Raw genomic sequence first — 12,306 nt, 5'->3', positions numbered from 1 at the left:
AGAATCATCTGAAAAGTATTCCAAGATATTCAGACGTTTACTGAGGCGCGTTACCTCTATATGAACGACATTGATTCAGGGTTGATTCCATGAGGTAGCCGAACAAGCTAACGGAGTTCAATCCGCTAAGTCAGCGATGTCAGTTGCGTCAATTAAGTCAATTAACGCGTATTCATGACCATCGACGATTGCAATATCGATGGTCATCGCACATCAAATTTCAAGCATATCGAAATCTGCTTTGGCAACGCCGCAATCCGGACATTCCCAATCTGCCGGAATGTCGTCCCAGCGTGTGCCGGCAGCGATACCTTCCTCCGGCAAGCCTAAAGATTCGTCATAGATAAAACCGCAAACGACGCATTGATATGTTTTCATAAGATTCTCGATTCTGTGTAATGAAGATAAGTGGCGATCAGGCAGGGACTCAGGCTTTAGAGGCTTCGAGCACGGCGCGATAATGGTTGGCATGACGCTCTTCCACCTTTGCTAAAGCGGCGAAGCGTTTTGCGGCAGTTTCCAGTGTGCGTTTAAACTGTTCGGCGTGTTCTTTAGACTCGGCAATTTGCTCATCATATTCAGCAACGGCGGCATGGTTACCTTCTTCTACTGCCAGATGACGAAACTTTGGATACATCTCTGTGTATTCATAAGTCTCACCTTCGATAGCAATTTCCAGCGCCTTTTGCGGCGTCATTTGTGTTTTTGGGTAAAGCAAATCGAGGTGGCCGAATGCGTGCATGACCTCTTGTTCCGCTGTCGCTTCAAACGCGAGTGCGACGTCCTCTGCGCCCGCTGCACGTGCCAGCTTAGCGAAGTAGCGATATTTAATATGGGCCATTGATTCGCCTGCAAAAGCGGCTTCAAGGTTTTGAATCGTAACGGACGGATTGGCGGTATTACTCATGGTGACTCTCCTGATGGTGATCTAAGATGCTGCAATCGGTGTTTGTTTGTTTTTACTATCGAACTGAGTGTAATGATAGATATTATTAATAAATTGTGGAAATTGATTGTTTTTACCAACTTAATAGGTAATGACTATGTTTATCTCTGTTGCGATCAAGAATTGAATTTAGTTATGTTTAAAAGTCATAGAAGTCGTACAAATACGTATAAAGTTAGAGGGAACCCTCTGCTAAAATCACAGACCATTCGTAAGTATTAAGTAAGCAAGCAAATAAAAAGAGAGGCCGCAGAGTATGGATTCGTCAGCAGATCAAAAAGAACTTTTACGTCAACAATTGCGTCAGGCAGCCCTGGAGTATCACGAGTTTCCTACTCCCGGCAAAATCAGCGTCACACCGACCAAACAATTGACGAATCAACGTGATCTGGCTTTGGCATACTCTCCCGGGGTGGCATCTCCTTGCGAGGAAATCGTTGCAGACCCGGCAAATGCATTCAAATATACGGCGCGCGGCAATCTGGTCGGCGTGATCACCAACGGTACGGCAGTGCTTGGTCTGGGCAATATTGGCCCGCTGGCGTCCAAGCCGGTGATGGAAGGTAAGGGTGTTCTGTTCAAAAAATTTGCAGGTATCGACGTCTTTGATATCGAAATCAATGAACTCGATCCAGACAAACTGGTGGATATTATCGCCTCGCTGGAGCCGACCTTTGGCGGTATTAATCTGGAAGACATCAAGGCGCCGGAGTGTTTTTATATCGAACGCCAGTTGCGTGAGCGCATGAAAATTCCGGTCTTCCACGATGATCAGCATGGTACGGCGATCATTGTCGGCGCCGCGATTATCAATGGCCTCAAAGTCATCGGTAAAGACATCAAAAATTGCAAACTCGTGGTCTCCGGTGCAGGTGCTGCGGCGCTGGCCTGTCTCGATTTGCTGGTCGATCTCGGTTTTCCCATTCCTAATATTTATGTCACGGATCTGGCTGGCGTGGTCTACAAAGGTCGTGCTGAACTGATGGATCCGGACAAAGAACGTTTTGCTCAGGACACTTCAGCGCGTAGCTTGAAAGAAGTAATTGAAGGTGCGGATATCTTCCTCGGCTTGTCCGCTGGCGGCGTACTGAAAAAAGAGATGGTCAAGGTCATGGCGGATAAGCCACTGATTCTGGCTCTCGCGAATCCGACACCGGAAATTTTACCCGAAGAAGTCAAGTCCGTCCGTGACGACGCCATCATGGCAACCGGTCGTTCTGATTTCCCGAATCAGGTGAATAACGTCCTGTGCTTCCCATATATTTTCCGCGGTGCGCTGGATTGCGGCGCGACGACGATTACCCGTGAGATGGAGATCGCCGTTGTCTATGCGATTGCCGAACTCGCACAAGCCGAGCAATCCGATGTGGTCGCATCGGCTTATGGCATCGCCAACCTGAGCTTTGGCCCTGAATATCTGATTCCAAAACCATTCGATCCGCGTCTGATGATCAAGATCGCACCAGCCGTGGCCAAAGCGGCAGAGGAGTCAGGTGTAGCGGCGCGCCCGATCAAGGATATGCAGGCTTATGTCGATCGTTTACAGCAGTTCGTCTATCACAGCGGCACCTTCATGAAGCCGCTATTCCAGGTCGCGAAAAAAGCACCTGATGAACGCAAACGTATTGTTTACGCCGAAGGTGAAGAAGAGCGTGTCCTGCGCGCTGTACAAGTGGTCGTAGATGAAAAGCTGGCGAAACCAATTCTGGTCGGTCGCCCAAATGTGCTCGACCAGCGTATCGAAAAGTTTGGTCTGCGCTTGAAAGCGGGCGTTGATTTTGAAGTCATTAATCCCGAGTTTGATCCGCGCTTCCGCGACTACTGGCAGACCTATTATGAAATGACCTGTCGCAAAGGCAATACCCAGCAATATGCCAAGCTGGAGATGCGCCGCCGCCACTCGTTGATCGGCGCGATGATGATCCACAAAGGGGATGCCGATGGCATGATCTGCGGCACCTTTGGCACAACAGGTTTACATTTAAATTATGTCAATCAGGTGCTGGGCAAGCGAGATGGCGTGAATGTCTACGCCGCGATGAACGCTCTGGTTTTACCAGATCGTCAGCTAGTCTTGGTTGATACGCATGTGAACGAAAACCCCAGCGCAGAGCAAATCGCTGAGATCACCATACTTGCTGCCGAAGAGATGCGTCGTTTCGGTGTCAAGCCGCGTGCAGCCTTGTTGTCCCATTCAAATTTTGGTTCCAGTAATAGCGAATCTGCGCAAAAAATGCGTGCCGCTCTAGCGATCATTCAACGTGACGCACCGGATCTGGAAGTCGACGGTGAGATGCATGGTGATACCGCGCTGGACAGTGCTTATCGTACCAAAATGATGCCAGGCACAACGCTGAAGGGCGATGCGAATCTGCTGGTGATGCCGAATATTGATGCGGCCAATATTGCCTATAACTTGCTGAAAACTACAGCCGGTAATAACGTCGCAATTGGTCCTATTCTGCTTGGTTGCGCAAAGCCTGTGCATATCCTGACGCCGTCTGCGACCGTGCGTCGTATCGTGAATATGACAGCACTCTGCGTGGTGGATGCGGTTGCGCAGCGCTAAGATTGCCCATGCAGTGTGCGTTGTTGATGTGCGTAGTTGATACTGGAGTGAATCGGCAGAAGTAAATTTCACTTCTTTAATTTGTTCGATGAAAAAGCCGGAAATCTTTTAATGGATTTCCGGCTTTTTCATTGCATCCGGTGATAATGATTTTTCGGAATTCTCTGAGATTTTTATATCCCGGATGATTAACGATGAGATCAACGCGTTAATAAAAAATCCATAATACTTTCAATAAATGAGAATCATTCGCATTTATTTGCTACAATAGTTTCTCACCTAATCATGAGGAACTGCATTATGGCAAACAACAACCGCTACGTAGAATGTCGTCAGGTGCTGGTCGCAAACAGTGATATTGGTCATGTAACGACGTGTCCGGAATGTGGCCATGTCCATGTGAACTTGCGCTCACTGACCGTCAGGTTTGAAATGGAAGCTTTCCGGGAGTTGGTCGATATGCTTGGATTTGCGCAAAAACGGCTGGATGCCGATCCGGCTTTGCGTGATGCAGAGACCAAGACGGTCAGTGTATCGGGCATTGACAGTGCCGTCGTCCGGCACTAACGGAGTATTCGTATGTGTGAACAGACAAAGAATGCAGCGCTGCATCAAAATGGCCTGATGGTACTAAAAACCGGCATGAAAGGCTCGCGCCGTCGTCGCTTGTGGGAGTTGCCCTATCACGCATTGTGTCCGGTGATCGGTGTCTGTCTGCCCATCCATGTATTGCGTCGTTTGGTCGATAAAGCCTTGGGCGGCCAGACCGTCGCCGATGATTACGAATTGCATTGTGGTGCGATTGCCGATTGCAAATTCCGTTCAGAGATGACTGAGCGTTTGCAAGCAGAACTGGAGCGTCGTTATGCGATTGCCTTGCGTCAGGCGACACGATATAAGACGACGGACGCTTTGTCTTCCTGGTGGGCACAAGGCCAGCATAGCAATGATGTAGCGGGCGTTTTATGGGCAACTCTGACCCATGCGCGCTGCGATTCCGTTCTGGAAGAGCGGGTATTAAGAGAAATCCACATGCTGCAACATCAGGTCGGAACTACCGAGCGCGTCAGTAGTCTGCGTTTTGCAGAAATGCAGGTCGCGTATGAAGTGATCGGCAAAGAACTTAGTGCCCTTCAAGAGCGCAGTAATCGTATCGTCAGTGCAAAAAGTGCGGCTATCGACCAATTACAAACCGATCAAGTGCAATTGCGCGCCGCGCTGATCGGTAAGAATACCGTCATCGCCAGTTTACAGGATCAGATCAAAGAACTGGAGACGGGATTCCCGGATTTGCGCGTCAGACAAGAGCAGGCACGTCATATTGAATTACAGATGGCACGTATTCATGATCTGGAAAAACAGATTGCCGTCATGCAGCGCCAGCATTCTCTGGTGCAGTCTGCACAGCACCAGCAACAACTTCAGCATCCGCAAACCGGTGCGACTACTTTACTACCCACCTCACCATCAGGACATGATGCAGCTTCTTTGCCGCAGCATACGAATGTCCTGAGTCACTTACAAAACCGCTCAGTGCTATGTGTCGGCGGACGTCCGCATATCGTGCCGATGTACCGTCAGATGATAGAGCGTACCGGCGGACATTTCTTGCATCATGATGGTGGCGATGAAGATAACCCTGCTTTGCTCGGCGCCAGTCTGGCGGCCGCAGATCTGGTGATATGCCAGACAGGTTGCGTCAGTCACGGTGCTTATTGGCGGGTAAAAGATCACTGCAAACGTACAGGCAAGCCCTGTGTTTTTGTTGATAAACCCAGTGTCAGTAGCATGGCGCGTTGTCTTAAAACGATGGCGCAAACAGTACAATCAGTACAAGCAGTGCAATCAGAAGCGCATGATAAGCTGGAAAAACTGGATATCGGTGCTGCCGGTGAGACATGCAAATAACCGTATTGATGCACCGCAGATGAGTCGTCACTAAAGTCCTTCTGATAGCGCGCAGGACTTTAGCGCTTGAGGATTCACGTAGTCTTTTATGGAGACGTCGGAGCGCAGGCATTTGGTTGTGATGAATTGCCGGAACAAGAGAAGTTTGCACATCAATCCGCAGTCAGCATGCGGTTTCCAGAGGCATTTCATGCTAACAGGCCCATCCAGCTTGCGGATTGATATGATGACTTCTAAAAAACCGTTAACTGATATTTCATGGAACCGCTTACTCCTGTCTTTTCTCTGTGTCTCCGTGCCTCTGTGGTGAGAGGTCTTGGTTTTTTTTGCGTCAGTCCTGTCGATGTGATGTTTCAATTAATAGATTTTTAGTCGTTCCCATGCGCTCCATGCGCCGCTACTTGGGTATATCGCATCGTCGGTATTGCAAAATCTTAAAGCCTCGCAATACCGACGTATTGCTCTATTAATTTGCTAGCCCTGCCTGGCGCGACAGGTTTTTTGTCAGATCAAGCCAGCTTTGTGGTTGCGGTTTGGCACGTTCGCGTACACCAAAAAAGCTGACGACCAGATCGCCATTTTTATCGAAAAATTCTACCGATGTGACATTGCCGCGTTTGACAACCCAGCCGTTTTTTAAATTGGATTCGCGCAGATGCAGGTTGAATTCTGGATCGAGGACGTTGTACCAGCCATCGCTGGCAGCCGTCTTGGTGATTTTTCCGCTAAAAATTTGCGTCACGGCCTCATTCCCCAGGAATGCCATGATACTGATCTGTCGCCGGGCTGATTCGTCGAGCAGATCACGCACGGCGGCTGACGTGATACGTTCTGCCATCCCCTCGGGTGCCAGCCGGAAAGCCTGTTCGCGGGACAGGCCAAATTCGGTGAGTATCTGATTGAACTGGTGTACGTCGGTCATCTCTGTCCAGGCTAACTGGAATTCTTTTAAGTCGACCTGGTTGTCAGGCTTCTCAGTCGTCTTGGGTAATGATGCGCCGATTTTCAGATCGGTGGTTTGATCGGCGAGACGAAAATCGGCAACCAGTTTGTCAAACACGGCGATACCTGCTTCATTTTTCAGATAGATTTTATGTGCTGAGGTGCCGCTGGCATCAAAGAATTGCAGACTGCGATTGGTCGCGCCATCGCGCCCCGGCTGTACTACTGCAAAAGCATATTTCCACTTCAGAAAATGAAAACGTAAATCGATCTCGCCACCGAGATAGCCTCCGGCGATATTGCGCAAACGTTCGCGGCGCTCGCTATCTTTTTCGGGGGCGCCTGTCTCTGCTTCTTCTTTTTGTTTGAGCCTGGTCGCGATACCTGTGCGTTCGATGACACCGTTTTCATTTCTGGTTGTGGCGAGCACGGTGCCGAGATCGAGTGCACGACGCATGATTTCCCGAAATGAATCCTCTTCGTTTTGCAGGCGGGTGACACCTTTGCCGATATTGGTCGCCAGCAGTTCAGCCTCTGAGACACCAAGTGTACGGGCAGCATCGCGGACTTGTAGTTTTGGCTGTTCAATGCGTAGCGTGGACCAGCGGTCCGCAAGCGCTGGGTTGGCTGCCTGAATATGGGCAGTCAACAGTACGCTGCATAGCGTGAATAAAAGTGTGGAACGCTTCATGATATTTTTTTCCTTATGAAATTTTGATCAGTAATTGATACTCAGACTTGCGGCGATATTTCGCCCTGCCAGCGCCTGACGCTCAATGTCGGCGAGTGCCGTTGCGGTGCTGCCTGCGGCCAGACTGCGTGACGATGCGTAGTCCCAATACTTACGGTCGCCAAGGTTGCAGATGCCGACGTTGAGTTTGATATTTTTGCGGATATGCCAATACCCTGAGACGTCGATGACGGCGTATGCAGGAACGGCGAAGCGGGCGCTAGTGATGCCAGTAATGACATCATTACTCGCCTGCTTGCTGCGTGCGTAGCTGAGGTTAAGCACGACACCAAATAATTGCGATGCATCGTCATAGCCAAGACCAGTGCTGGCTTTGTATGGCGCGATGGACGTGAGTTCACCTTTCTGGCCTGTGAACGTATTTTCGGCCGTACCACGTGATGCGCCGATCGCCAGGTCGAGGTAATACCCTTGCATGACAGGTGACCATGCACCGAGCTCTGCATGACTGGTAACTTCAGCACCCCAAGTTCTCACTTTACCTAAGTTCTCCGGACGATACAGACCAAAACTGATCGTTGGATAATTGACCGGATCAGCCGGTTGCACCGCATATTCAATGAAATTTTTGTACTGTGTATAGAACAGTGCGCTACGCAGACTGACGCCTTTAGTCGGCGATCCCTTTAAACCTAATTCAAACGCGTTACTCGTTTCTTTTTGCAAGTCGGGATTGCCCAATACCGCATAACCATTGCCAGTGCCGGTGTAGCTAAATGAATCATAGGTGCCGGTACGTTCTGCTGCGCTTGGCAGACGTGTACCGCGGTTGTATTGCACGTAGCCCTCCATGCCTTGCGTAAGTTCTACTGCAAGGCTTACGCTGGGCGTGAAATAACTTTCGCTTTCTTGCTGGATTTCTTTTGAGGCGGTTGGTACGGCGATTAAATAGTTCGCCAGATTTTTTGGTTTGAGTTGTCGTACTTCTGCGCGCAGTCCTGGTGTCAGTGTCGCCTTGTGGCCCATCAGATCAAAGCTGATGTCGTCGCGTAGATAAGCAGATAATTTATTGGTGTCCATATCGACCATGCGATTCTTCATGGTGATCTGGTGCGCGCCAGTGGCGATTACGGTACGGTCTTCCAGCCACGGCCGACGGGTTTTAGTCTGGTCTGCACTGATGCCGTAGGTGAGTGTGTATACATCGCCAAGTTGTTTGCTGGCGTTGGTGACGATACCAATACTGTTGTTGTAATAACCGGTGCTGATGTTGCGGATATAGGGTTTGCCGCCAGTAATGTAGCGCGCGTTGGTCAGGTCTTCTACTTTGGCATCCTGAACATAAATCTGGGTCGTCAAACTATCAAAAAATGGTGCAAAAAACCCGTTGGTTGAGCTGAGATAATGAGCAAGGCTGACGCGGGTGCGTTTGGTCGTGGAATCCTGCTGTGCTCCATCGGGGTAGGAGGCACCTTGCTTGTTATTGTAGGCGCGCTGATCGTTACGGTCATAGGCATCGATGGTCAAATCTAGTTTTTGTGAGGCCGATAAAGTCCATAAAAACTTAGCCAGTACTGCATCGGATGTCCAGTCATCGGGGTTGACCGGTGCGTCGCCTTTGCTCTCGTTTTCATGTCCCTTACGATGGACGATTACCGCTAATGCCTGCAAGTCTCCCATGCGCTGAGCGCCTGTTAATGTGTTTGCATAACTGCGGTTAGCTGAGGTGTCGCCTAGTTTGTATTCGAGGTAGCTATCATGCCCATCGCTTAAGTAATCCGTTGGTGATTTGGTGATAAATGTCACGCCGCCACCCAAGTCCGCGCTGGCGGAGCCGCTGTCAGATGTGCCAGCGCCGATGCGGACTTCTCGAAAGGTTTCAGGATCAAAGTATTCGCGTCCTGTACCAAAACTATTCAACGTCGTGCCATCTGGTTTCGGCGCAGCATCCGGAATCGCAATACCATCTACATCGAGGCTGACACGGTTGCCTTCAATCCCGCGAATGTTATATCCGGTATTGCCCGCGCCATCCCACACGTTGCCGCTCCCACTTGCGGCTGAGGGCACGCTGATCAGTGGCGCATAACGCACGATGTCTACCATGTTGCTGGCATTGCGCCGCGCTAGGTCATCGCTGGTGACGATGGTTTTGCTACCGGCACCTGGTTTATCTTTATTTGCTTTGACCTGAATTTCTGGCAGGGTCGTTGGTATCTCTGCCGTCGATTTAGCGGACGCATCGCTGGTTGCCGGAGCCTGGCTTATTTTCTGCGCCTGCTCTTGCATCTGTGCATGCGCTGTCAACGACAGGACGGGGGTGCTACATGCCGTCATCAGCGCCGCTTTCACTGCGATGTGCAGCAGGCGCGGTTGTCCTGCTGTGTTAGTACGGATAGATGTTAGAAACGTGCTGGTGGTTACTGGAGAAAAAGGCGTAGAGACGCGAGCAGCCGATGGCCGCAATTGCTGACTGATCATGATGATCCGGTTAGAGAGTGAAAAATAGCGTGAAAGGCTGGCTCTATAACTCGGTCAGCGCTGAGCGTAATGCAGGCGGCAGATGGAGGGAATTGCTGGCAATGAGATTACTTTAACACGAATGATTCTCATTTGCAAATTGATGTGGCGCCACTTTTTCTGTGAAAAATATGGCTCATGGCTTAATGATATGCAGGTGAATTTTATATACTCACCTATAGTATATTTTCAACGCGCTTATAAATATTGCGGATTGATGTCTGTTTTTACATTTTTATAGGGGAGTATATTGTCAGGTGCTACCGCATATCTGTATTACTGCTTGATCGGCACCCTTCCCGTAGCGACGACGCTTGATGCGCGTTCGCAATGACCGTGCTGGTCATCAAAAAACATATGCGGTTTGAACGCGCCTAATACGGCGGATTTGTGAACCCCGCCCATGAAGAAGGTTTCGTCAATCGCGATGTTCCAGGCGCGTAATGTGCGGATCACACGTTCGTGGGCTGGCGATGAGCGTGCCGTGACGAGTGCGGTGCGTAAGGGGAACGCTCTGCCATCAGCACTTTTAAAATTATTTTGCAGGAAAGACAGTGCCACCAGCAGGCGGGCGAAGGGACCTTCCGGTAAAGGTTTGTTCGCATTGTCGCGCTCGTGTCGCTCAAACGCTTCGATGCCTTGTTCCTGATAAATCCGCTCGGATTCATCAGAAAAAATAACGGCGTCACCGTCAAATGCAATCCGGATCTGATCTAGCTCTTGCTGCGGATTATCAGGAATGCCGTAGAGCAAAGCGGCTGCCACGCCCGAGTTGATGGCGGCCTGCACATCGTCTTCATGCAGCGATAAAAACAGACTCAGATTAAACGCCTGCAAGTAAGGTGATAAAGATGCGCCACCAACCAGTGCGGCGCGTGAAATATCCAGTCCGTAGTGTTTAATCGAATTAAAAATCCGTAAAGAGGTTTCAGACGAATTGCGCGACATGATCACGACCTCCACCAAACGGTGCTCTGGTGTCAGAGTATTCAGATGCAACAAGGCCTTGACCAGAGCAAAACCGGCACCGGGTTTGAGGATGGTATTTTCATTGACCAGCTGATGCTGCCGGTATGCGGCCAACCCCTGATGCTGAAAAATAGCTTCTTCAACTTCCAGATCGAACAGGGCGCGGGAGGAGATACCAACAACTAATAAGTTATCAAGCGAAAAAGCCATAGAGGTCCGTAATATCGTTCAGGCGATCGTTCAGGCGATCGATCAGTTTGTTGTGAGAGGTGCGTATCCTCAACCGGTAGTGCGCGGGCAGGTGCAGGTGTAAATATTTTGATTAGATATTGGGCGAAACTTCGTCTTGCCCTGTTCTGCTATCAAACTGCTCCAGGATTTCCAGATCAACCAATTGCAGCACTTTCATATTGGTACTCTCCAGCACGACCAGCGGTGCGACACCGTCATCCATTGCCTCCAGCCAGCGATTCGCGCACAGGCACCATTGATCACCGGGTTGCAGGCCGGGGAAATTCCATTCCAGGCGCGGCGTCATTAAATCATTGCCACGACTTTTGCTATACATTAAAAAACCAGCGCTCATGACCGCGCAGACAATATGCGTACCTGCATCCTGCTCATTCGTTTTACAGCACCCATCACGGAAAAAACCCGTCAGCGGATCAAACGAGCAGGGGACTAGCGGTTGTCCAAAGACGTTTAGGGCGAGTGTTGTAGTGGAGTTGGAGTTTGCCATTTCAGTCAATTGCTTTCGTTTGAGTGCGTTTCTTTGCCCACGATAACATTGCCGGTCCGAATAAACGAGAGATGCTATGACGATATTTTGCAAAAAAACGATAAGAGATAATGAGTATAGGGCGCAACCAAGGGCGTGTGTAAATCCACGCCAGTAGTTTTAAGTCCGTGCGTTGATAGGCTGCTGCAAATACGTCGATACCGATGAGTGTGACCGTGTCCTTACCATCACCTTCCAGTCGCCCATGTATCTGCGCCATCGCTTGCTCACAACTAATCTGGTAGCGATCAGATTGGTAGCTTTGATCAGCAATATCCACAAACCGGAGCAAGTCGCGCTGATTTTTTGACCGCAGCAGCACAATCTCTGCAAGGCATAAAGGGCATGCGCCATCATAAAAAATAGTCAGTGTTTGCACTTTAGTTCCTATTGCCATGTCGACTGAATAGAAGAGCATAACGCAAGACGGATATTGAGGTTGTATAGGGATTTAGTTCCTGGAATTAGTGTTAATAAGTTACTATTTCGCGTGGCTGTATATGGTTGCAAGCAGTGATCTTTAACTTATCTAAACCCTTGTAATAATTTTTATATAACATCGTGATGACGCCCAAAAAAATTCTTTATTGGCTGTTGCTATTTGTTTTTCTCCAAGCGGCGACTCTTGAATATTTCGACGCATATTTAATTCGTGAACCTTTGTTTCTGCATTTTCTTTATCTTGGTATAACTGCATATTTCATTGTGGCTTGGTATCACTTCGATACGATTGCTCGGGGTTATCGGCGATCAACCTATTTGAATGCAGGGATGATATTTCTGAGTGTCGTTGCTTTGCCGTATTACTTGCTACGCAGTCGCAATAAGGGGACTCGGCTTAAAGCAATCATGTCGCTTTTAGGCTTTTGCTTGCTGATGGGTATTGTTAGCATCGCAGGATCTCTTGTTGGGCATTTGATGTTTGCGAAATAGAATTCCCGATCTCTGCACTCAAGGTGAATTGCCCCGCTTTACTATTGATT

General features: G+C 49.4%; 11 protein-coding genes. 4 read left to right on the top strand and 7 right to left on the bottom strand.

Going from position 1 to position 12,306, the window contains the following annotated elements:
* Positions 1 to 213: 213 nt before the first annotated feature.
* On the bottom strand, positions 214 to 378 hold the full coding sequence (locus ACO0K4_RS17590; protein ID WP_422957977.1) for a rubredoxin: 165 nt from the start codon (positions 376 to 378) through the stop codon (positions 214 to 216).
* Between the two features lie 49 nt (positions 379 to 427).
* Positions 428 to 907: a rubrerythrin family protein gene (locus tag ACO0K4_RS17585; protein ID WP_422957976.1), complete on the bottom strand. Its 480-nt coding sequence runs from the start codon at positions 905 to 907 to the stop codon at positions 428 to 430.
* A gap of 295 nt (positions 908 to 1,202) precedes the next feature.
* Here ACO0K4_RS17585 and ACO0K4_RS17580 point away from each other — a divergent pair, with 295 nt between their 5' ends.
* The 3 genes from ACO0K4_RS17580 to ACO0K4_RS17570 all read left to right on the top strand — a co-directional run bounded on the left by ACO0K4_RS17580 (position 1,203) and on the right by ACO0K4_RS17570 (position 5,423).
* Positions 1,203 to 3,515 (top strand): NADP-dependent malic enzyme, encoded by a 2,313-nt coding sequence (locus ACO0K4_RS17580; protein WP_422957975.1) that lies wholly within the window; start codon positions 1,203 to 1,205, stop codon positions 3,513 to 3,515.
* A gap of 300 nt (positions 3,516 to 3,815) precedes the next feature.
* Entirely contained in the window at positions 3,816 to 4,082 is a 267-nt protein-coding gene (locus tag ACO0K4_RS17575; protein ID WP_422957974.1) for a hypothetical protein, read from the top strand.
* Positions 4,083 to 4,094: 12 nt separating this feature from the next.
* The gene (locus ACO0K4_RS17570; protein ID WP_422957973.1) at positions 4,095 to 5,423 is read left to right on the top strand and encodes a DUF2325 domain-containing protein; all 1,329 of its coding nucleotides are present in this window, start codon (positions 4,095 to 4,097) and stop codon (positions 5,421 to 5,423) included.
* A 466-nt stretch (positions 5,424 to 5,889) separates the two neighbouring features.
* On the opposite strand, the gene ACO0K4_RS17565 is transcribed toward ACO0K4_RS17570, so the two are convergent.
* The 5 genes from ACO0K4_RS17565 to ACO0K4_RS17545 form a co-directional block, all read right to left on the bottom strand.
* Positions 5,890 to 7,056: a hemin-degrading factor gene (locus ACO0K4_RS17565; protein ID WP_422957972.1), complete on the bottom strand. Its 1,167-nt coding sequence runs from the start codon at positions 7,054 to 7,056 to the stop codon at positions 5,890 to 5,892.
* Positions 7,057 to 7,083: 27 nt separating this feature from the next.
* Positions 7,084 to 9,537: a TonB-dependent hemoglobin/transferrin/lactoferrin family receptor gene (locus ACO0K4_RS17560; protein ID WP_422957971.1), complete on the bottom strand. Its 2,454-nt coding sequence runs from the start codon at positions 9,535 to 9,537 to the stop codon at positions 7,084 to 7,086.
* 315 nt (positions 9,538 to 9,852) lie between these two features.
* On the bottom strand, positions 9,853 to 10,755 hold the full coding sequence (locus ACO0K4_RS17555; protein WP_422957970.1) for a 5'-nucleotidase: 903 nt from the start codon (positions 10,753 to 10,755) through the stop codon (positions 9,853 to 9,855).
* A 112-nt stretch (positions 10,756 to 10,867) separates the two neighbouring features.
* Complete coding sequence (locus ACO0K4_RS17550; RefSeq protein ID WP_422957969.1) at positions 10,868 to 11,284, bottom strand: DUF2237 family protein; 417 nt, start codon at positions 11,282 to 11,284, stop codon at positions 10,868 to 10,870.
* 1 nt (position 11,285) lies between these two features.
* Positions 11,286 to 11,720 carry a thiol-disulfide oxidoreductase DCC family protein gene (locus ACO0K4_RS17545; RefSeq protein ID WP_422957968.1) on the bottom strand — a complete coding sequence of 145 codons (435 nt, stop codon included), beginning with the start codon at positions 11,718 to 11,720 and terminating at the stop codon, positions 11,286 to 11,288.
* 167 nt (positions 11,721 to 11,887) lie between these two features.
* Here ACO0K4_RS17545 and ACO0K4_RS17540 point away from each other — a divergent pair, with 167 nt between their 5' ends.
* On the top strand, positions 11,888 to 12,256 hold the full coding sequence (locus ACO0K4_RS17540) for a hypothetical protein (protein WP_422957967.1): 369 nt from the start codon (positions 11,888 to 11,890) through the stop codon (positions 12,254 to 12,256).
* Positions 12,257 to 12,306: the final 50 nt, after the last annotated feature.

Origin of the sequence: Undibacterium sp. RuTC16W, from assembly GCF_049339445.1 — a bacterium.
Taxonomy (GTDB): domain Bacteria; phylum Pseudomonadota; class Gammaproteobacteria; order Burkholderiales; family Burkholderiaceae_D; genus Undibacterium.
Note: the sequence above shows the minus strand (reverse complement) of the source record. Positions and strands in the feature narration are given on the sequence as shown.